The following is a 20,160-nucleotide window of genomic DNA, read 5'->3' on the forward strand; positions in this document are numbered from 1 at the left end:
AATTTTGAGTTGGTTTGAAAAAAGCCTAAAGGGTAAAGGGTAAAACCTGAGTTCGGTGTTAGGAGTTCGGAGTTCGGAGTTATGATTTTTAAGAGCGAGAGAATAAGGGTTTGAGACTCCTAGTGGGGGCGAGTTTTCCACAAATTATCTTATGTCGAACTCAGGTGGTAAAGGTTTTTTATTCCGCTCTTAACTAAGTAGTATTGAAATAGATACCTACTCGTGAATAGACAGTATTTCTACCCAAGAGTAGGCATGATTCATGAAGATTCAGTTAATATTTCCGTAAATCTTTCCAGGTGTACTCTAATCTATTCCTTTTGGAGGAAGTTTTTCTGTGATATCAATGAATAGGATTTCTTGATACAGAAAAATTAACTGTATGTGGTTCATCTAGTGATTGCAGAGTACTGGCTTTGATAGCGTCTAGATAGCGACGTAGAAATAGAAGTTGTTGAGAATTAGGACGATAAGAAAGATTGCCTTGTTTTTCAAAAAGTGGTGCGGATGCGATCGCTTGATAATCAGGATTTTCCTGGGAGCTTTTTGTCAACCACAGAGAGTTTAATGTGGGACTAACATCTGAAACCTCTTCTTTCTTATTGTAAGGAATGATACCCGCAGGTAATTCACCTTCTAAAAAAGCCAGTAGCCGCTGTTGACAAATACGAGTATTAATGCCGCGACTCTCAAATAATTGCAGAACTTCACCAAAAGATAGAGAACGCATGGCTGATGCCTCTGGTACACTATCAGGTAGAAGTTTGAGCAATTCAGTAAACAAAAAATAATCTGTATACTGTTGCCTGGGTATTTCTAAAACCTGAGGATGCAGAGGTAACGTAGCCAAACCATAGGCAACTCGACTGCAATTAGGAGCGCCATTTTCGCCCAGATATAAATCTTGAGTAATTTTAGCGTTGGGAAGTTTTTGTCTTAACCAACGGTTGACTGTACCAATAGAAGCGACTCCACCAGAGAGAATTGCTTGGTTAATAGCTTCTGTGGGGATACCACGAGCTACTAATAATTTATTGAGTTCACGGTTGAGACGACGTACATAAGGTACAAAAACTTGGCTTTCTAAATCTCGTCGCTGCAATATCCAACATTGGTCGGCTAATTCTAGGGTAAAAGATTCTTGGTGCTGCAAAATCAGCTTCAGACTCAAGGCAGTATCTAATAAAGCTTGCCCTAACAAAGAACTTTCTAACCTTTGCTGGAAACGGATACGGGCAGAAATATCTGGTTCCCCAACTCGCGGTAGTTCTAACCCTTCCCAACTCAAACTAGACCACTGTATTTGGTCTAAACCAGGAATTTCTCGCAGAGAAGGATGACCAGTAGAGGTGTTGCTATCAACTTGTATTTGCCCACGGGGTTGGCGCGATTTTGGTGGTAGTAGTAACTGACAGATGATATCTTGCTCAATAGCTTTACCAGCATAGGCAAAACTGTGGAGCATGAAATCTCTGTATGTTAATTGGCTCAAGTCTATGGGTAAATCGACTAATGCCATTTCTGTGGCAGTTGCGCCAATATTCAGTGCCAAGGTGTTACCCTGCATAGGATTTTCGCTGGTTTTTAAAGGACGCAAACCCTGATTTTCATTTAATTGGACTGATTTTAAATTATTGGCAGGATTAAGTTCTGGGAGTAAACTAGCGATCGCTTCTTCAACAAAAAATATTTGTTGGGGATGGGATACAAGCTTGCTTGTGAGTATGGCTTCTCGCACATTAAAGCGATATTGTTCTGACCAACTAGATGGACAAGTACAGATAATACCCGTAACTTTATTAATGATGTGAGCAAAAGTTTCTGTATCTATACCCACAGCATGAGCAATTAAAGCTGGAGTAGTACTGGCTGAAGCCGACTTGAGCGTTAATAGTAATTTAGAGAGCGATCGCACCACCCAAATCAAAGGCCCCGCAGAAAATTCATTTAATTGCAATACTGGTTCCCATTTCTGTTGCGTATTTTTATAGGGAATAGCCACGTGTAAATAAGGCTTTAAATGGGCGGAATAAAGATGATGTTGTACTTCTGATGTAGATCGAGAGCCAGTAGAATTTTGAGCCACATGATCAGATATTTTGGCCTGTGCCACCCCCCCAGTTTCAGCACTTTCAGCCTCTGAGTGAGGAATACTCGCCGTAGGTAGATAAACCTCTGCCGGTAAACGAAATGATTGCTCAAAAGCAGTTTCGCCTAATTGGGTTTCTGCTGACCAGTAAATTGGATAAACAACCAACCTGGAATGATTTAACAGCGCCGCAGAAATTCCCGTTGTCCCCAAATCAATACCTAAATACCAAACAGCTTCTAGATCATTGATATTCACCTGAGAATCATCACTCAAAATGTCACTGACAAACAAAGCATCTTCCGGTTCCGAAATAGTACCTTCCTTTTTTTTTTCAGTATTCTGTCTCAAATCTAATTCAGCTTGGGGAATATCTAGATCAGAAACTGCCACTATTGGGATATTCTCTGTTTGTTCGCTGCCAGGAGATTCCGTCATCAGCCAATCTGTACTTAGCAGATACTGACTATCATCCACCGAATTTTGCAAACTTTCTGAAAATGAATTTTGCAAACTTTCTAAATTTGTTGTCTGTTCCGAGTCAGAATTTAACTGCAAATTAAAATTAGCTAAATCTTGATCCAATTGCTGCAACTGCTCTGCATCCAGAACAATATCTGGCACACCTTCCGTTTCCGTATTTTCTAAATACAGTAAATTTTCCTGTGGTGAAGCAGAAATATAAGTGGCTACTAAATCTTGGTCTTCCCCAGCAGAAGAAATGATTGAAGTCTCTTCTACCATCGTTTCTGGATCATCAAGGGATGGAAGTTGTTCGTCACTGCTGGCATCAACTAATAAGTCAGTTAGAACGGTAATTGTATCACTACTATCTGGCTGAGATTCGAGTACCGTAGAAATGCTGGCAAATTCTACTTGTGGCTGCGTCTCCTCTGCTAACAATGATTCTCCCCATAGCTCTGATAGTTGCTCTGTTGGTTCTATGACAGTACCAGAACTCTCTGATAAAAGATTTAAATCTTGTTCCTCAACAGCATCTAACAATAGCAACAAATCATCCTCCTGTTGCTCCTGAATAATTGGAGATGAGGATATACTATCGACCATCTGAGATGCTAATGGATAATCAGTTTCTGAAGTAGATATCTCATCTTCTGACAACACCAACTCATCCTCTTGTTGCTCCTGAATAATTGGAGATGGAGATATACTATCGACAATTTGAGATGCTAATGGATAATCAGTTGCTGAAGTAGATACCTCACCTGTTGTTACCACAGGCACAATAATCGCATCTGTTAGTTTGGGAGTCTCTTCACCACCAAACAAACTTGCATAAAGTTGATCTACATCATCAGCAACCTCTGGTTGTAATTCATTGGCAACATTAAAGGTGGCAGTAACTGAAGCTAGTGACTCATCTGCTGTCAGTTCTGACAACACTGTATCTAGATTCTCAACAGTGGGATATTCTTCTGCCTCAGCACCAATTTCCTGGATTAATTCTTCTTCAACAGCAACCTCTGGTTGTAATTCATTGGCAACATTAAAAGTGGCAGTAACTGAAGCTGGTAAATCATCTGCTGTCAGTTCTGACAACACTGTATCTAGATTCTCAACAGTGGGATATTCTTCTGCCTCAGCACCAATTTCCTGGATTAATTCTTCTTCAACAGCAACCTCTGGTTGTAATTCATTGGCAACATTAAAAGTGGCAGTAACTGAAGCTAGTGACTCATCTGCTGTCAATTCTGACAACACTGTATCTAGATTCTCAACAGTGGGATATTCTTCTGCCTCAGCACCAATTTCCTGAATTAATTTCTCAGCATTATCAGGCGCTGGCTGTACATCTAACCATGATGATGATACTGTTTGAGTATCTACCCCAAACAGAAAAGATTGAGCATCGGGGTATTGTTGTTGTAAATGCTGAGTCAAATTATTCAAAAAATTTGCCATCAACTGTTCACCTTGGATTCCCTGACTGTGCATTTTTGCCAGCGCTTGGGATAAAGACTGATGATAAGTGGTGATGTTACGCTCTAGTGAACCAAAGACAACATTGACAGTTCCATCTAGCGATAGCAAGCGTTGATCTAACTCCTGTGCCAGAATAGCTAATCGATCTATCTCCTCCACTGAACCCAAAACAGGTTGCATAGCAGAATTTAACGCTTCTTGCTTTTGTTCACCTGTTAACAAACCAGGAGAAGTAGGCGAAGTTCTTGTCAAATGTGGTAATAAATTTGGCACTAAGCGACTGATTAACACTTGTAAAAATTCAGAAATTATCTGCTCTTGGTTCGCTAACTGTTGTGTTAAAGAATAGTTTTGCAGTCGTTTTTGCTCTAGCTGCCTAATTTCCTTAACAAGAGCAGCTCTTTCTTCCAACAGTCCTGATAATTCTGCTTGTAAGGGTTGAAGCAAAAACGCAATTTCATCTTTGAATTGCCCTGCGGTAAAATTACTTTGTTCTTGTTGTGATTGATAGGAATGTGAGGCAGATTGGTTCTGCTCCTGCTCCACAAACCGTGTCAACAAAGATGATAATGGTGGAGTCTCAGACTGCTTGGGGACGTTGCTTTCTTCAGATTCCTCACTTTCGTCGAGTTTCACAAGAAAGTCTCGCACCCGTTGTAAAACGTCTTTGTCTTCTTGTCCTTGACCAGACAGTAGTTTAGAAAGACGATTGCCACTGTTAGACAGTAAGTTGTCAATGTCTGCAATCAGTTTGTGAATTTCATCTGCACGGGAAGTCACGTTAAATTACCTTATTTAGAAATGTACTTTGATTTTTATGGTATTTACGATTACAGAAGTTCTCAGTGGCAAAAGTTATTGCTCAGACTTCTGAGGGCAATTATGTTATGAATTACTGGGAGATGCAACTTGATCCTCAAGGTTTGCTGCCTTTTCAGGCAGGTCGCCCAATTTTGGGCTTTGTTAAGTGTAGAACTCATCCTTAATGTTATACTTTGAACTTAAGAATAAATCATGTGTCAGTAATGAGCAAACACTAAGAGAAAATAAAGATTGCTAAGAAAAAATTATCTGGTCGTTTTCTTGTGTAACATAGTTTAGTTTCCCTTTAAAAAGCGGCTGTAATTTTATAGCTTGGACTTAAAACACGATCTTGCTTGTTCAGTTGATAGCAGCTTTAATAAATATGTCCTAATGGAAGATCGATATAGCTTGCAGACATCCGCTCATAACTGGATCACTTCAGCGCCCTTTTTTGAAGGGTTGCCTGAATCTATTGTGGAAACAGCCCTCTCCCATCTTGTTACCCGTACCCACCCTGCCAATCAAGTAATTTTGCTAGAAAATGACTGGGGTGGTTCTGTGTATTTTATTGTAGATGGATGGGTAAAAATCCGTACCTACAATTTAGAAGGAAAAGAGGTAACACTAAATATTATTGGGCATGGAGAATTATTTGGTGAAATGGCGGCACTAGATGAAGTTCCCCGTTCTACTGATGTTATTACTCTTACTCAAACAATGATTGGGAGTATGCCTGCTCAAGATTTTGTCAAATTGTTGCAAACAGAACCCTTAGCGGGACTCAGATTGGCGCAATTAATGGCGAGACGGTTACGACAAGTAAATCGGCGGTTACGCCTGCGAGAATCGGATAGTCAATCGCGGGTGGCAGATACCTTGCTATTTTTGGCAGAAGGACAGGGTAAAAGAGGACAGACAGGCACGGAAATTCCCAATTTACCTCACCGGGAATTGAGTAGTTTAAGTGGTCTGGCGCGGGAAACAGTGACACGCGTATTGACAAGGCTGGAAAAAAAAGGCTTGATTGTACGGGAGCAAGATGTTATGTGCATCCCCGATGTGTCAGCTTTGGAAAAAATGATTATTTAACACCTTGTTCAGTATGAATATTTTAGATTCTCTGTCAGATGAACCGGAGGAAAACCCATCTCCTGTATCACCAACCCCCAATAATCAGTTAGATCAACAAAAGCAGTTGAAACGCCCCCAACTTCAGGTTGATGCACCTTTAAGGATGGTAGAAACAGCATTTTTAGCTAGTACTGCTAGTTTGATTTGGTTTATTAATTTCTATTTTCCCTTGGGGCCAGTATTACGAATATTTTTTCCTGTTCCTATTGCTCTGGTTTACTTACGCTGGGGTAAACGTGCTGCATGGATGGCTGCTGTGACTTCTGGCTTACTGTTAGCGGTGCTGATGGGGCCAGTTCGCAGTATGTTATTTGTGATGCCTTTTGCTTTGATGGGTGTCCTATTGGGGGCGACCTGGTATCGTCGTGTACCCTGGATTGTTTCGATTACTTTAGGTATGTTGTTGGGTACGTTGGGTGTGTTTTTTCGCTTGTGGTTGCTGTCGGTGTTATCTGGTGAAGACCTATGGGTTTATGTGATTAACCAGGTGACAGAAATCATTGAATGGATTTTCCTGAAGTTGGAAATATTGGCGACTCCGAGTGTATTTTTTATCCAAGTGGGTGCGGTGCTTTTAGTTGCATTTAACAATTTGATTTATTTGTTTGTGGTACATCTGGCCGCATGGTTACTTTTAGATCGGTTGGGAAATCCTATTCCCCGTCCCCCACGTTGGGTACAAGTGCTAATGGATTATGAGGGTTGATAACTAGTTGAGGCTGGTAATTGGTAATTAGTAATTGGTAATTGGTAATTGGTAAATCTTTACCTGTCAGCGGTTCCCTGTTCTCTTTGACTATGATTAAGATTTATACGCAAATAGCACAGGGTGAAGCATGGTTAAACCGTTATTGTCGTAGTTTACCTGTGTTTGCTTGTGTTTTGGGTTTTACAGAAACTGCTTTGCTGCCTGGTATTTCGGCGGCTGGTTTGACTCCAGAGGATCGACTGTATACCGCTTGTGCTGATGCTGAGTTTTTGTATTATGGTGCTGCACATCAGCCTAAGTATCCCCTACCACCTTTGACTGCTGGGGCTTCTCCTGTGCTGATTTCCCGTGCTGTAGTGGCTGGGTTGAAGTTACCAGTTTATTTATTTAATGCGGGTTTACCACAGGTTCCGGCTGTGCCAATTATTGATTTGGGTGGTACGAGTGCTAGGTGTTTAAGTACAGGTGTAGCTATGGAAATAGGGACGGTAAAACATCTGTTGGCACAGGGCTTACGTTGGGGTTCTCAACTAGGTGCTAATATTTCCCAGAGTTATCTAATTTTAAGTGAGTGCGTTGTGGGTGGGACTACGACTGCGTTGGCAATTTTAACTGGTTTAGGGATTGATGCTGTAGGTAAAGTTAACAGTAGTCATCCTGTCTGTAACCATGAGCAAAAGTTGGCTGTGGTGCAAGCCGGTTTAGAGACGGTCAAAAATCAAAATTTTATTGATCCTCTGGCGCTGGTGGCGGCGGTGGGAGATCCTATGCAAGTGGTGGTAGCTGGGATGGCGATCGCAGCTAGTTGTCGTTGTGGAGTTCTATTAGCTGGTGGTACACAAATGCTGGCTGTTTATGCTCTGGCTCAAGCGATCGCTCAATCTTACTCTTTATCTTGGCAACCAGAAGCTATAGTCGTTGGTACGACTCGTTGGGTAGCAGAAGATCCTACTGGGGCTACCGTTGATTTAGCCCTCAGTTTAGGTAAAAATAGCATTAATGGGGGCAAAGAAACTCCTCCCCTCTTGGCGACAAAGTTAAGTTTTGCTGATTCTCGTTATCCCCAACTCCGAGCTTATGAGCAGGGTTTTGTCAAAGAAGGTGTTGGTGCTGGAGCCGCTTGCATCGCTGCCTATCTTAATCAAAATTGGCAGCAAGAACAACTTTTAGCAGCCATTGAAGCCCAACTTGACCAATTAGTGAATTCGCTCTCGCAGTAGTTGCTCTTCTAGAGCCGCAATGCGATTATAAGCTGCTGTTAATTGCGCTGTCAGTCTTTGGATTTGAATTTCTGGTGTTATTTGTTTATCTCCAGCTTGGGTATTCATATCTGGATAAATACCATCTATCAATACATCCTTATGCTCTAAATCAGCATTCCAACTGCTCCGTCCTCTAAACTTATAATTTTCAACTTCATGATTTTCTAGATAGTTGTCTTTTGGCTGTTTTTGCTCTAAAAAGCAATCAGACAAACCTTGAGATAGTTTCCTGTCAAGCTTTTCAATCACCTGATAGATAGCATCTACCTTTTCGCTCAGATTCAGTATTTGTTTTTGTAATGGCTCCATTTAATACCTTGATCACAAAATAGTCTCTCTATGTTATTCAATTTACTTCCAATGTTAAAAATATTTATGATTTATTTAATCTTTCAGATGTTTTGAGCAGTTTGCTAACTAAAATTATCATTTATACATACAATTCAACAAACATCAACGGTGTTGCTCACGTTTTTTTTGCTAAATAAAGTTAAATATTTTACGTTTATTGACATAAATTATGTTAAAAATTGTTTAATTCTTTAGGATTTATTTATATTCCATCAAGATGGTCAATAAAGATGATTAAATTCAAGTTAATAGGGGATGGCGATTGATAATCGCAATTTTTAGATAGTATTACCTTGAAAATCTATCCCAAAAGTCTAAAATTAGAAAGTTACACCGCTATTTGCTCAATAATCAGATCAACAATTTAAATTTATTGAGAAAAGTCAATTATATTCCCAAAGTAAAAAATCAATGGATCGACGGTCTTTTTTGGTAGGTACAAGCGGATTCGTAGTTTCCCAACTCCTGATTGGGTGTAATGGTAAAAACCAGATACAACTCAATGTACAGTTGTTAAAGGGTTCTATACCTCCTCAAGTGGTTAATCAATTTCACAAAAGTTTGCAGCCAGAGGTGAAATCAAAATTTGTACCAATTGATCAGATTTATGATCTATTTCGGAAATTACAAACTTGGCAGCAACCAAAAACTGAGAATCAAGAGGTATGGAAGCGTTATATCCCGTTCAACCAAAGTCAAACAACATCTAAATCAGACTTGGTGACATTAGGAGACTACTGGTTAAAAGCAGCAATTGAACAGAAACTGATTCAACCATTAGAAACAGAAAAAATTAAACAATGGCCTGTTTTAGACCAAAAGTGGCAGCAATTAGTGAAACGAGACGATCAAGGTAATATTGACCCTCAAGGACGGGTTTGGGGTGCGCCTTATCGCTGGGGTAATACGGTAATTGTTTATAATCGGGAAAAGTTCCAAAAATTAGATTGGCAACCAAAAGATTGGAGTGATTTATGGCGTAGTGAATTGCGATCGCACATTTCTCTCCTCAATCACCCCAGAGAAGTAATTGGTCTGGTTTTAAAGAAACTGGGAAAATCATATAATACAGAAAATCTTGACCAAATTCCCTCCTTAGAGGCAGAATTACAGACATTAAATCAACAAGTAAAATTCTATAACTCCACTACCTATCTAGAACCACTCATCACCGGAGATACTTGGTTAGCAGTAGGTTGGTCAAATGATGTTATACCTTTACTAAGTCGTTATCCAAAACTGACCGCAGTAATTCCCCAATCAGGAACTGCAATTTGGGCAGACTTATGGGTAAGTCCCGCAGGGGTTGATAAAAGAGCTTTAGCATCCCAATGGATTGATTTTTGTTGGCAACCAAATATAGCCAAAAAAATTGCCCTACTCACCAAAACTAATTCGCCAATTGCAAAAAATATTGTTGCTTCTGATATCCAAAAACAATTAGAAAATCTGTTATTAACAAACCAGGAAGTTCTTGATAAAAGTGAATTTTTACTACCCCTATCACCAGCAGCAACAAAGCAATATGAGTCTTTATTTATCAAGATGAAAAATGTAGGTTAATTGTCAATACTGAATTTATTCTCCAGTTAACTGGAGATTTTGACGTAACCCTAATTTACTCTGAATACTCATTTTGATATTACATAAAGCTGGGCTTTTTCCCAAATTACAAGTATAAGTTGCTAACATTTCTTGCTGATAATTAAAAACTCGGATGTTATAACCAAAATTCCTAGCCATGCTACCCAAGCCGTTAACGAATTTGTAGCGCTCTAAATAGTCTAGTAAGCTCCAAACTTGCTGATTCACAATTAAGTCTACACGGGCTGTTTCTTGTTCAGAAGCTGGGTATGCTATCCAGTTATCTAAAAGTTTGTTTTCGGAATTTTCTTTTGCCCACCATAAACTAGGAATGGTTAAGTTTTTAGGGTTGATAGTATTCGCTGTAATCACAGTAGCTGTGGGCTTAGTAAGTACATTCAATTCCAATGGTGCATCAGAAGGCTGGGGTATATTTTCAGCCCGTGAGGGAAGGGTGGGTAAAATAGAAAAGGTGCTGAGACTTAAGCTCAGTATGAGCCGAAGAGATTTCTGTCCAGTAACTACGTTGTATTTAGACATAAGTGCAGCTGAAAAAAATCCTGTATCCTTCTAATATATGTGATTCAAATCTCTCAGCTTCCATAAGTACTGCTAAACTGAGGAAGAATCCCAACAAACACTAACTATGCTGAAGCGTTCCAAGTTCGAGACAACCCAGTCTCAGATTATGCACCGTGCTGAGGATCTCATTAGCGCCGCCTCAAATCGCTATCGGATTACAGTTCAAGTGGCAAATCGTGCCAAGCGTCGGCGTTATGAAGACTTTGAAAATAACGAAGATGTGATGATGAAACCCGTACTCAGAGCAATTATTGAGATGTCTGATGAAATGACTCAACCAGAGATTATCGGCGAATTATAATTTGCACGTTATTGGGGATTGGATATTGGGAAAAATTTTTTCCTGGTTTCTGCTCCCCGATTCCCTTTTTGTTTAACTACTCATAGGTTTTCTGTGGGACGCAATACAATCTAGGGCGGGGAAACCATGCCCATAAAGGTTTAGAGAATGAATAAGAAAAAATTTTTATTTTTGCAGTTCAACTCAGGATTGATAATTATCTTGATTACAGTGAGTGTAATTACCTTGGGTTTAGGAAGCTCAAATTTTCCTAGCATCTCTCCTGCGGTAGCTCAGAGAATCAGCCCTAGCGATGTTTGGCAGGTGGTGTACCAGCAATTACCCGACTTGCCAAAAGAAAACCAATATATAAGCAAAGACACTGGCAAGGTTGCCGAAAAAAACACCTTAGCTAGTCGGATGATTCGTTACCACATTTATGTGAAAGGACGATCGCCCATATATCGCTTAGATTGGAAATTAACTTTGGCAGATTACTTAAATGCAAATGAAACTATCTATGAAGCATCCTATCCAGGTAATGATTCCTTAAAGCAAAATCCACTAGAGAGCGATCGCACCGCCATAGCCAAACTCACCCGCAACCAACGCAATCAACTAGTCCAAGTCCTAGTCGATATCTTCAACCCACCATCGTAAAATCTCTCCGCGTTCCTCCGCGCTGTACTTTGCGTTCCTCTGCGTTAAAAAAAAACCATGCACAAAATCCTCAAAAGCGGTAAAGGTTGGCGTATAGGCTGGAATCCCGACGCAGCAGAGTTTAAAGGCTTAGTTGGTACAGACGACTGGGCGATAGAATTAACCGAAATTGAATTAAATGATTTTTGTCGGCTCTTAAACCAGCTAGGAGAGACAATGAAACATTTAGCCGCAGAATTAATGGATGAGGAAAAAATCGCCTGTGAAGCTGAAAGCAATTTATTGTGGATGGAGGTAGAAGGCTATGCCAATTCCTATAATTTACGCTTTATCCTCAATACAGGCAGGGGTGTAGAAGGTAAATGGGAAGCTGAAGCTGTACCAGGTTTATTGCAAGCCACGGTAATGCTAAAAATTTTTTGAAAGGGGCTTGCTATTTTCCTTAAACTCATGTTACTCTCGTAAGAGTGACTTAATTAATTTTAGATGCACAAGTTTGGAATAATCCCTAATCCAAAAATCTAAAATTTCCAGTTAAGTAAACGGGGCGTAGCGCAGCTTGGTAGCGCGCCACTTTGGGGTAGTGGAGGTCGTGGGTTCGAATCCCGCCGCTCCGATTTTTAAATATGATGTACTTTTACTTCCGTTACCACAGATTGTAACGGTTTATCCCAATTTGCAACAGGTAGTTGGGATAAATAGGCAAAGTCAAAAACCACGCCCAAGGTATGTTTTTTAGCCCAAGCTGGAGAACTCAACAAACGGTCATAATATCCACCACCATAACCTAAACGGTATTTTTGTTGATCGCAAGCTACGCTAGGAACGAGAATTAAATCTACTTCATCAGGGTGGATGTTTGGTGCTTGCGGATGGGGTTCATTAATGCCATAATTGCCAATTTGAAGCCGATCATGAGGTTCCCACAAGTGCCAAGATAGGGACTGACCCACACAGCGAGGAAATCCCCAACGGCGTTGAGAGTCTGCAAATAATGGACTGAGGTCAGGTTCTTGACGAAAACTGAAATAGGCCAGGATTGTGGTTGCTTGGGTAAACTGAATTGAGGTTTGGATTTGTGAACAAATGCGATCGCTCTTTTCTCTCCACTCTTCTACTGTCAGAGATTGACGTATTTTCAGCAGATTACGCCGGAGTTTTGTCTTATTTACCTGTAAATCAATTTTTTGCAATGTTCAATTTTAAAATAAAATAATTTAATCAAAAAGTCGCGGAAACCCCTATTCTCGTTCTTATACAGAGTATGGAAATGAATTGTAGAAGCCTTTTTGCTAACAAAGAGACAGAGCCTCTGTGATGGCATTCCCAGCCGGAGACTGGGAACGATATCAGCGAGATAGAAATTCTGCTTTTTTACCTATGCAGCGTGTTGACGATACCAGTTAATGGTATTTTTTAGCCCTTGTTGGAAGCTAACTTGAGCAGTAAATCCAAAGGCTTGTTTTGCTTTTTCGGTATCTAAACAGCGTCGTGGTTGACCATTGGGTTGCTCAGTTTCCCAGATAATCTCCCCTTCATATTCCATTAATTCACAAATCAAATTAATTAAATCCTTGATAGAGATTTCATAACCTGTTCCTAAATTAATGGGGTCAGAGTCGTTATACAACTGAGTCCCCATGATTATCCCCCGTGCAGCATCTTCTGAATACAGAAATTCACGGGTAGGAGAACCATCACCCCAAACAGGAAGTTGCTTTTCTCCCTTAACTTGGGCTTCGTGAACTTTGCGAATTAACGCTGGAATAACGTGGGAACTTCTAGGGTCAAAATTATCTTCAGGCCCATATAAGTTCACTGGTAGCAAGTAAATACCATTAAAACCGTATTGCTGACGGTAAGATTGTAGTTGAACTAAAAGGGCTTTTTTTGCAACTCCATAGGGAGCGTTAGTTTCTTCTGGATAACCATTCCAGAGGTCTTCTTCTTTAAATGGAACTGGTGTGAATTTGGGATAAGCGCAGATAGTACCAACACAGACAAACTTTTCTAAACCCACTTGATAGGCAGCGTGAATTAGCTGGGTTCCCATCATTAAGTTATCGTAAAACAACTCTGCGGGTTTTTCGCGGTTGAGACCAATACCGCCAACATGAGCAGCTAGGTGAATAACAATATCTTGTTGGTCAACAGCACGTTGGCAATTTTCCCACACCCGCAAATCACAATCATGCGATCGCGTTACTGTAATTTTCTCACGATCAGCCCCAGCTTTGCAAAGCTGATCTATAACTTGACGACCTAGAAAACCAGCCCCACCCGTCACAACAATCCGTTTATTTTTTAGTTCTAAGGCAGTCATATTTTTATCCTTAGGGGTATAAATCAAAAGTGGAGAGCGCCTAATTCCTGACGAGTAGTAGCAATATCTTTGGGTTGTTGTGAACCATTTCCATTAGGAGAAGTGCAACCCAAAGCTTGCAAGTCAGCTTCCATCATCAAGGATACAAGTTCTGGGAAAGTTACAGAAGGTTTCCAACCTAACTTTTGTTGTGCCTTGGTAGGATCACCAATTAACAAATCTACTTCAGCAGGGCGCAGATAACGATCATCAAACTCCACATAATCTTCCCAATTGAGATTCACATAGCCAAAAGCCAAATCGAGAAATTCGCGCACTGAGTGAGTTTCACCCGTAGCAATCACGTAATCATCAGGCTCGTCTTTCTGCAACATCAACCACATAGCTTTTACGTAATCTTTGGCATAGCCCCAATCTCGCTTGGCATCTAAATTGCCCATGTATATATTTTTTTGTTTGCCAGCAAAGATACGGGCAACGGCTCTAGTGATTTTACGAGTGACAAAGGTTTCACCCCGACGAGGAGATTCGTGGTTAAACAGAATGCCATTACAAGCAAACAAGTTGTAAGATTCACGATAATTCACTGTTTGCCAGTGAGCGTAAACTTTAGCACAAGCATACGGGCTACGGGGATAAAAGGGTGTGGTTTCACTTTGAGGTACTGCTTGTACTAAGCCATACATTTCCGAGGAACCGGCTTGGTAGAACCTGACTTGAATCCCTGTGCGTTGCTGGTAATCACGGATAGCTTCTAATAAACGTAGGGTTCCCATGCCAACCGCATCTACTGTATATTCTGGTGAATCAAAGCTGACTCTGACATGAGATTGAGCGCCCAGGTTATAAATTTCTGTAGGCTTGACTTCTTCTAAGATTCGGCGCAATGTAGTACCGTCTGTCAAATCGCCATAGTGAAGTAATAATTTGACCCCATCTTTATGAGGATCTTCGTAGATGTGATCGATACGGTCTGTGTTAAAGGTAGAAGTCCGACGAATAATACCGTGAACTTCATAACCTTGCTCTAGCAAAAACTCACTCAGATATGAACCATCCTGACCAGTGATACCAGTAATCAAGGCTCGTTTTTGTTGTGTCATGTCTAATTATTCCTTGTTATTGATGTTGTAAAAGTTACCGGATATAACAAATACGTTGGCAAATCATCCCTAAAACTGTCTGATTATAAACCTACAAGTCTTAGTTGCTATCAAAACTTAAATGTAGACCAATATACTTAATAAAAAGTACTTTAACAACTGATTCTCTCATGATCTGGGGTTAAGTTCTGAGTATAATTTGGTTATTTTTCATATCTTTGCCAAAATTTCATGGATTATTGATTTTTATAAAGACTGAATAAAATTTATGTTTTTAAAGCATTTCTGTCCGAAGTGGTACTTCAACAATTTATACAAAAGTCCAAAATTATGGGGCAATTCATGAATTGCCCCATAAACTCGAATTGGGGTATTTTTTTAGTATGCCCCGTTATTTTTGGGCATTATGACTACATCAATAGTTTTCAAGATGATCCATAAATCTAGCCAAAAATTCCTGAATTTGACATAATGCAGATCTATTTGGACTCGCCGTGGATAAGGAATATCATTACGTCCAGATACTTGCCACAATCCAGTAATTCCCGGACGGATGGTTAAAATATGCTCGATGTGACAGCCATATTTTGGTAATTCTTCCGCTACTAGGGGGCGTGGGCCAACTACACTCATATCTCCTGTTAAAACGTTCCAAAACTGGGGAAATTCATCCAAGCTGGTAATTCGCAGGAAGTGACCAATTTTGGTAATTCGGGGGTCTTGTTTGAGCTTAAAAGTGCTGTCAAATTCCTGGCGCAATTCTGGGGATGTTTCCATGATTTGGACGAGGATTTCGTCGGCATTCCTCACCATAGTACGGAATTTAATACATTTGAAGCGACGATAGTTTTTACCAACCCGTTCTTGGACATAAAAAATTGGGCCTTTTGAACTGACAGCTATCAGTAAAGCCAAAATTATGTATATGGGGAAAAACAAAATCAAAATCGACAGCGAAAATGCAATATCGAACAGTCGTTTGGCAAACTCTCCGTTTAAACCCTGAAAAGCGAAACCTCTAGGTTTTACCTTGGGGGGTTTAGCTTTTTGACCACGTTTTGCTAAAGTATGCGTCGAGGCACTAGCATCTTTACGTGGGTAACGCTTGCCGGAGAGGAGTGAGCTCTGGGCAGTCATCATACTCCTTAATAATCCACACCACACATAGTCCCGATCTTAAAGCTAAAAGGCAGTGATTCTGGGGTGATATTCCCAAAAACCTACAAAAAAAATACAATCACCCTGACCATTATTTGGGGAACGGTCTTTTTTCTTGACAATGGTTGAGAAAACCTAGATAGTTATCGGCAAAAACCTGTTGAGAAAACTGGGTTGCGTGTAATCTTATATACTCATATTTTAAAAAATCCTGATAGGCTTCAAATTTTTCTACTGCATCTACTAAAGCTATTACTGTTTGTTCTTTAAAGAATATACCTGTTCCAGTATCGAAACAAGCGCGAATATCTCGAACAGTTTCTAGAGCGCCTCCTGCTCCATAAGCAATGACTGGAGTGCCACAAGCTTGGGCTTCTACTAAGGCTATGCCGAAATCTTCGCAAGCTGCATAGATAAAGGCTTTAGCACGAGCCATATATTTTTTTACTACATTATCAGGTTGCCATCCTAGTATTTGAATATTAGGATTTGCGATCGCTTGCAGATTTTTCATTTCTGGTCCTGTACCAATCACCACCAATGGTCGTTTTAGTTGATTAAAAGCCTGAACAATCAAGGATACTTGTTTATAGCTGACTAATCGGGAAACGATCAGATAAAAATCCTCTTTTTCAGATGAAAAGGGACAGTTATCAGTATCCACTGGTGGGTAAATGACTTTTGCTTCTCTTCGATAACAACGCCAAATCCGCCTTGCTGTATGCTCAGAGTTGGCAATAAAGTAATCAACCCGGTTTGCACTCAATACATCCCATTGACGCAAACTATGCAATAAATATCTAGTGATCCACCCGATTGCACCTCTACCCAGTTTGCTTTGGTCTAAATAATCAAATGTCAAGTCCCAAGCATAGCGCATTGGACTGTGGCAATAACAGATATGCATCTGATCAGGGGTTGTGAGGATTCCTTTGGCTACAGCGTGGGAGGAAGATAGTATTACGTCATATTGGCGCAAATCTAATTGTTCGATCGCTAATGGCAGCAACGGTAGATATTTTTGTACACCTGTGCGGGCTAATGGCAAGTGCTGAAGAAACGTTTTCCCAATCTGACGCTTGTAGAGATAACTTTCAGGATTCCTAGATTCAAAATCAATCAGAGCATATAAATCAGCATCAATATGATTCAAAATTTCTTGGACAACAAGTTCTGAACCACCTGTGGCTTTAGGTGTGAGCCACTCATGAACCAAAGCATATTTCAAGGACACAGTTTAATGTAAGGGGCAGAGGGAAATTTAATTGTTTCTCTTGTACTCAATACTCTGTACTCGGTACTCGGTAAGATGTAATCCTACCAAAAGATGTTCCAGGATGATGCTGTAACCTGATAACCTCAAAGATAAGGGTGATTGTAAAAATAAGTGACATAGGAATTGTAAATTGATGCGTATTTTGATTATTGGTGGAACTAGGTTTATCGGTGTCTTCTTGACTCAGCTATTAGTAGAGGCTGGGCATGAGGTGGTGTTGTTAAATCGCGGTAATTTTCCAGCACCAGAGGGAGTAGGACAAATTATAGGCGATCGCACTGACCCTAGCCAGTTAAAAGCCAAGTTATCACAAGAAAACTTTGATGTCATTTTTGACAATAATGGCAGGGAACTCACTGATACACAACCACTAGCAGAAATTTTTGCAGGACGTGTCCAACATTTTATCTACATGAGTTCAGCCGGAGTATATCTCAAATCTGACCAAATGCCACATATAGAAGGTGATGCTGTTGATCCTAAGAGTCGTCACAAAGGTAAGCATGAAACGGAAGCTTATTTGCAACAATCAGGGATTCCTTTTACTTCTATTCGTCCAACTTATATTTACGGGCCGAAAAACTATAACGAGTTGGAAGGCTGGTTTTTTGATAGAATTGTGCGCGATCGCCCGATTCCCATTCCTGGGAATGGAATGCACTTCACCCAGCTAGGTCATGTCAAGGATTTAGCTCAGGCAATGACTCAGGTGATCGGCAATCAAAAGGCTATCCAGCAGATTTATAACATATCAGGCGATCGCTTTGTCACTTTTGATGGTTTAGCTCGTGCCTGTGCTGTGGCTGCTGGCAAATCACCAGATGATGTTAAAATTGTCCATTATGACCCGAAAAAATTTGATTTCGGTAAGCGTAAAGCCTTCCCCATGCGGGTACAACACTTTTTCGCCTCGGTAAATAAAGCGATGACAGAATTAAATTGGCAACCTGAATATGATTTAATTTCTGGTTTGAAAGATTCTTTAGAAAGCGATTATTTAGCTAGTGGTAGAGATAAAATAGAAAAAGATTTTTCTGTAGATGACGAAATTTTAAAGGCTGTTTAACCTAACGCTATAATTCCCCATTCCTCTAAGGTTGGGGACGCTCATCAGATATTTAATCTGAATAAATTCTGGGGGTGGTTAAAGTTTTCGTTACCAAACTTAATTCAAAATTAGGGTTTGCTGTAAAGCCCTGCGGGCATGGCTTCGCTTACCGCGTAGCGTGACGTAAGTCATGGGCTAGGAGTCAGAATTCAGGAGTCAGGAGGAAGAATTAGAAGAAGAGAAGAATCGTCTTGAATCTCGTCAAGTGATAGGTTTTTGCTAGTTTCAACGCTTATTCCTTGCACCTGATTCACCTTTTTAACCTTCAAACTCTTGATATATCTAAGTTTTAGCTTTATTAAGCAAGCCAAAATTACCTAACTTGCTTTAGTTATAGCGGTATTATGAATTACGAATTATTTTAAAAACTATCATTACCGTCTTTAAGTGAACGGTGCAGCAAACGACAAGGCCAACAGAAAGCACCACAGAAACTTACTGAGGCGATAGCAGCGATAATTCGCCAACTATAAACATGAGAATTTTCAGACTCTTGAGTATTTTCTTGTGTACTTTTATTTAGATCTGTTGTTGAATGAGATAGATGACCGGCTGCACTAACCCCTTCAATCGCCGCTCCGATTAGATAAGCTACTAGGGCAATACTTAGCCAGTGATTGATCATATTATACTGTTTAAACTTTAGAGATATGTTTGGCAATGAGTAACTATTGTGTTTATTATGCTAATTATTGCCTTGCCCAAAAGACATTCTGCTTTCAGCTGTATCACGAATTAGGGGCAGTTTAGATTTGATGTAAGTATCAATGGTAGGAGTTTCTTGAGCGTCAAGACTCTGCTTGGCTGTTAGTTGCTGGATGAGCAACTGTACTAAAGCTGTATCGTCAAACTGGAGTAGGGTGGTGACTTGTGTGGACTCGATTATAGCCCAAAGCTGTTGGATCAATTTGGCAGTTATCATGAGTTTTGAATTATTTAATATTTTCTTTATATTCTCATGAATTTCCGGTTTGTGTCGAATTTTTGTCTCAGATTTAATAAATCAACACAACAAAGGTAAGTTAGGCAGGCTTTTTGGGCTGATTATTGGGTATTAGTGAATTTTTTGGGTGGTATGAAATAAATTATACCAGATACCACAGTCAAAGTGACAGACACCCAAAAGGCAATTAATGAGGGAAGTTGCCAAGCTGGTGAGAGGGGTGCAATTAGTAGTGATATGGCTATGATTTGACTGACTGTTTTGAGTTTACCCCAAATATTTGCACCTGTGATAGTGGTTTGATTAACTCGCCAACCTGCGATCGCTAATTCCCGTGCTAAAATCACAAACACTCCCCAAGCTGGTATTGTTCCTAATTCCACCAAAACCAATAACGGTGCAAGTACCAATAATTTATCTACTAAAGGATCAAGAAACTTACCTAAATCAGTAATTTGGTTAAGTTTTCTGGCTAAATAACCATCTAACCAATCAGTCAAAGCTGCAATTAAAAATATAGTTAAACATATCCATTTAGCTTCATTGCTGGGATTGTATAAACCATAAAGTAAAAATGGTATTCCCAAAAGTCGAGAAAAAGTAATCCAGTTAGGTAAATTCATTTGCATTTTTTTATTCATATCAATATAGAAAGCAGTGCGTTACACCTTATTAAAACTTAACGCACTACTCTAGCTTCAACGCCCATGCTAATACTACCCCACAACTGAACAGTAGTTAAAACAGTTAATTGTCTTGTCAGAATCAAGATACTCAGGATTCGAGGATTTACAGTACGATAGCGCAAGCGCTGACTTGTCAGTTCGCTAATCTTGTCGGGTACGTTAATGAA

The 20,160-nt window shown here is 40.0% G+C and carries 19 protein-coding genes and 1 tRNA gene; 9 read left to right on the top strand and 11 right to left on the bottom strand.

Going from position 1 to position 20,160, the window contains the following annotated elements:
- Positions 1 to 343: 343 nt before the first annotated feature.
- The gene (locus AC012T_RS10105) at positions 344 to 4,813 is read right to left on the bottom strand and encodes a hypothetical protein (protein ID WP_487065349.1); all 4,470 of its coding nucleotides are present in this window, start codon (positions 4,811 to 4,813) and stop codon (positions 344 to 346) included.
- A gap of 414 nt (positions 4,814 to 5,227) precedes the next feature.
- Here AC012T_RS10105 and AC012T_RS10110 point away from each other — a divergent pair, with 414 nt between their 5' ends.
- The 3 genes from AC012T_RS10110 to cobT all read left to right on the top strand — a co-directional run bounded on the left by AC012T_RS10110 (position 5,228) and on the right by cobT (position 7,897).
- The gene (locus tag AC012T_RS10110; protein ID WP_015213746.1) at positions 5,228 to 5,926 is read left to right on the top strand and encodes a Crp/Fnr family transcriptional regulator; all 699 of its coding nucleotides are present in this window, start codon (positions 5,228 to 5,230) and stop codon (positions 5,924 to 5,926) included.
- 13 nt (positions 5,927 to 5,939) lie between these two features.
- On the top strand, positions 5,940 to 6,674 hold the full coding sequence (locus AC012T_RS10115; RefSeq protein ID WP_487065351.1) for a DUF2232 domain-containing protein: 735 nt from the start codon (positions 5,940 to 5,942) through the stop codon (positions 6,672 to 6,674).
- Positions 6,675 to 6,766: 92 nt separating this feature from the next.
- The gene (gene cobT, locus AC012T_RS10120; RefSeq protein WP_487065353.1) at positions 6,767 to 7,897 is read left to right on the top strand and encodes a nicotinate mononucleotide-dependent phosphoribosyltransferase CobT; all 1,131 of its coding nucleotides are present in this window, start codon (positions 6,767 to 6,769) and stop codon (positions 7,895 to 7,897) included.
- On the opposite strand, the gene AC012T_RS10125 is transcribed toward cobT, so the two are convergent.
- On the bottom strand, positions 7,874 to 8,248 hold the full coding sequence (locus tag AC012T_RS10125) for a hypothetical protein (protein WP_487065355.1): 375 nt from the start codon (positions 8,246 to 8,248) through the stop codon (positions 7,874 to 7,876). The genes cobT and AC012T_RS10125 overlap by 24 nt on opposite strands.
- 453 nt (positions 8,249 to 8,701) lie before the next feature.
- On the opposite strand from AC012T_RS10125, the gene AC012T_RS10130 reads away from it, so the two are divergent.
- Positions 8,702 to 9,853: an extracellular solute-binding protein gene (locus AC012T_RS10130; protein ID WP_487065357.1), complete on the top strand. Its 1,152-nt coding sequence runs from the start codon at positions 8,702 to 8,704 to the stop codon at positions 9,851 to 9,853.
- A 15-nt stretch (positions 9,854 to 9,868) separates the two neighbouring features.
- Here the strand turns inward: AC012T_RS10130 and AC012T_RS10135 are convergent, their stop codons facing one another.
- Positions 9,869 to 10,414, bottom strand: coding sequence for a hypothetical protein (locus tag AC012T_RS10135; protein WP_487065359.1), 546 nt, complete (start codon positions 10,412 to 10,414; stop codon positions 9,869 to 9,871).
- 106 nt (positions 10,415 to 10,520) lie between these two features.
- Between AC012T_RS10135 and AC012T_RS10140 the strand changes: the two genes are divergently transcribed.
- From AC012T_RS10140 to AC012T_RS10155, 4 genes are all read left to right on the top strand, one after another.
- Entirely contained in the window at positions 10,521 to 10,757 is a 237-nt protein-coding gene (locus tag AC012T_RS10140) for a DNA-directed RNA polymerase subunit omega (RefSeq protein ID WP_015213752.1), read from the top strand.
- A gap of 147 nt (positions 10,758 to 10,904) precedes the next feature.
- Complete coding sequence (locus AC012T_RS10145) at positions 10,905 to 11,396, top strand: hypothetical protein (RefSeq protein WP_487065361.1); 492 nt, start codon at positions 10,905 to 10,907, stop codon at positions 11,394 to 11,396.
- Between the two features lie 57 nt (positions 11,397 to 11,453).
- Positions 11,454 to 11,819, top strand: coding sequence for a DUF1818 family protein (locus AC012T_RS10150; protein WP_487065363.1), 366 nt, complete (start codon positions 11,454 to 11,456; stop codon positions 11,817 to 11,819).
- A 120-nt stretch (positions 11,820 to 11,939) separates the two neighbouring features.
- Positions 11,940 to 12,013: transfer RNA gene (locus AC012T_RS10155), tRNA-Pro, on the top strand.
- 3 nt (positions 12,014 to 12,016) lie between these two features.
- Here AC012T_RS10155 and AC012T_RS10160 read toward each other — a convergent pair.
- From AC012T_RS10160 to AC012T_RS10180, 5 genes are all read right to left on the bottom strand, one after another.
- Complete coding sequence (locus tag AC012T_RS10160) at positions 12,017 to 12,589, bottom strand: 5-formyltetrahydrofolate cyclo-ligase (RefSeq protein ID WP_487065365.1); 573 nt, start codon at positions 12,587 to 12,589, stop codon at positions 12,017 to 12,019.
- 185 nt (positions 12,590 to 12,774) lie between these two features.
- Complete coding sequence (locus AC012T_RS10165; protein ID WP_487065367.1) at positions 12,775 to 13,719, bottom strand: GDP-L-fucose synthase family protein; 945 nt, start codon at positions 13,717 to 13,719, stop codon at positions 12,775 to 12,777.
- 23 nt (positions 13,720 to 13,742) lie between these two features.
- Positions 13,743 to 14,822, bottom strand: a complete 1,080-nt coding sequence (gmd, locus tag AC012T_RS10170; RefSeq protein WP_487065369.1) for a GDP-mannose 4,6-dehydratase — start codon at positions 14,820 to 14,822, stop codon at positions 13,743 to 13,745.
- Between the two features lie 378 nt (positions 14,823 to 15,200).
- Positions 15,201 to 15,959: an undecaprenyl-phosphate galactose phosphotransferase family protein gene (locus tag AC012T_RS10175; RefSeq protein WP_487066535.1), complete on the bottom strand. Its 759-nt coding sequence runs from the start codon at positions 15,957 to 15,959 to the stop codon at positions 15,201 to 15,203.
- Between the two features lie 112 nt (positions 15,960 to 16,071).
- Positions 16,072 to 17,214 (bottom strand): glycosyltransferase, encoded by a 1,143-nt coding sequence (locus tag AC012T_RS10180; protein ID WP_487065371.1) that lies wholly within the window; start codon positions 17,212 to 17,214, stop codon positions 16,072 to 16,074.
- 175 nt (positions 17,215 to 17,389) lie between these two features.
- On the opposite strand from AC012T_RS10180, the gene AC012T_RS10185 reads away from it, so the two are divergent.
- Positions 17,390 to 18,322 carry an NAD-dependent epimerase/dehydratase family protein gene (locus AC012T_RS10185; protein WP_487065373.1) on the top strand — a complete coding sequence of 311 codons (933 nt, stop codon included), beginning with the start codon at positions 17,390 to 17,392 and terminating at the stop codon, positions 18,320 to 18,322.
- Positions 18,323 to 18,725: 403 nt separating this feature from the next.
- Here the strand turns inward: AC012T_RS10185 and AC012T_RS10190 are convergent, their stop codons facing one another.
- From AC012T_RS10190 to pgsA, 3 genes are all read right to left on the bottom strand, one after another.
- Entirely contained in the window at positions 18,726 to 18,989 is a 264-nt protein-coding gene (locus AC012T_RS10190) for a hypothetical protein (RefSeq protein ID WP_487065375.1), read from the bottom strand.
- Positions 18,990 to 19,049: 60 nt separating this feature from the next.
- On the bottom strand, positions 19,050 to 19,286 hold the full coding sequence (locus tag AC012T_RS10195; RefSeq protein ID WP_487065377.1) for a hypothetical protein: 237 nt from the start codon (positions 19,284 to 19,286) through the stop codon (positions 19,050 to 19,052).
- 122 nt (positions 19,287 to 19,408) lie between these two features.
- Positions 19,409 to 19,930 carry a CDP-diacylglycerol--glycerol-3-phosphate 3-phosphatidyltransferase gene (pgsA, locus tag AC012T_RS10200; RefSeq protein ID WP_487066537.1) on the bottom strand — a complete coding sequence of 174 codons (522 nt, stop codon included), beginning with the start codon at positions 19,928 to 19,930 and terminating at the stop codon, positions 19,409 to 19,411.
- Positions 19,931 to 20,160 lie beyond the last annotated feature (230 nt).

The sequence above is a fragment of the Anabaena sp. EIM26 genome, from assembly GCF_057568715.1.

What these genes read in the sequence shown, in the direction of transcription:
- AC012T_RS10175 (WP_487066535.1), bottom strand. Translation starts at nt 15,959, where the DNA reads ATGACTGCCCAGAGCTCACTCCTCTCCGGCAAGCGTTACCCACGTAAA.
- AC012T_RS10190 (WP_487065375.1), bottom strand. Translation starts at nt 18,989, where the DNA reads ATGATCAATCACTGGCTAAGTATTGCCCTAGTAGCTTATCTAATCGGA.
- AC012T_RS10130 (WP_487065357.1), top strand. Translation starts at nt 8,702, where the DNA reads ATGGATCGACGGTCTTTTTTGGTAGGTACAAGCGGATTCGTAGTTTCC.
- AC012T_RS10165 (WP_487065367.1), bottom strand. Translation starts at nt 13,719, where the DNA reads ATGACTGCCTTAGAACTAAAAAATAAACGGATTGTTGTGACGGGTGGG.
- AC012T_RS10145 (WP_487065361.1), top strand. Translation starts at nt 10,905, where the DNA reads ATGAATAAGAAAAAATTTTTATTTTTGCAGTTCAACTCAGGATTGATA.
- AC012T_RS10140 (WP_015213752.1), top strand. Translation starts at nt 10,521, where the DNA reads ATGCTGAAGCGTTCCAAGTTCGAGACAACCCAGTCTCAGATTATGCAC.
- AC012T_RS10115 (WP_487065351.1), top strand. Translation starts at nt 5,940, where the DNA reads ATGAATATTTTAGATTCTCTGTCAGATGAACCGGAGGAAAACCCATCT.
- AC012T_RS10150 (WP_487065363.1), top strand. Translation starts at nt 11,454, where the DNA reads ATGCACAAAATCCTCAAAAGCGGTAAAGGTTGGCGTATAGGCTGGAAT.
- pgsA (WP_487066537.1), bottom strand. Translation starts at nt 19,930, where the DNA reads ATGAATTTACCTAACTGGATTACTTTTTCTCGACTTTTGGGAATACCA.
- AC012T_RS10195 (WP_487065377.1), bottom strand. Translation starts at nt 19,286, where the DNA reads ATGATAACTGCCAAATTGATCCAACAGCTTTGGGCTATAATCGAGTCC.
- AC012T_RS10135 (WP_487065359.1), bottom strand. Translation starts at nt 10,414, where the DNA reads ATGTCTAAATACAACGTAGTTACTGGACAGAAATCTCTTCGGCTCATA.
- cobT (WP_487065353.1), top strand. Translation starts at nt 6,767, where the DNA reads ATGATTAAGATTTATACGCAAATAGCACAGGGTGAAGCATGGTTAAAC.
- AC012T_RS10110 (WP_015213746.1), top strand. Translation starts at nt 5,228, where the DNA reads ATGGAAGATCGATATAGCTTGCAGACATCCGCTCATAACTGGATCACT.
- gmd (WP_487065369.1), bottom strand. Translation starts at nt 14,822, where the DNA reads ATGACACAACAAAAACGAGCCTTGATTACTGGTATCACTGGTCAGGAT.
- AC012T_RS10185 (WP_487065373.1), top strand. Translation starts at nt 17,390, where the DNA reads ATGCGTATTTTGATTATTGGTGGAACTAGGTTTATCGGTGTCTTCTTG.
- AC012T_RS10125 (WP_487065355.1), bottom strand. Translation starts at nt 8,248, where the DNA reads ATGGAGCCATTACAAAAACAAATACTGAATCTGAGCGAAAAGGTAGAT.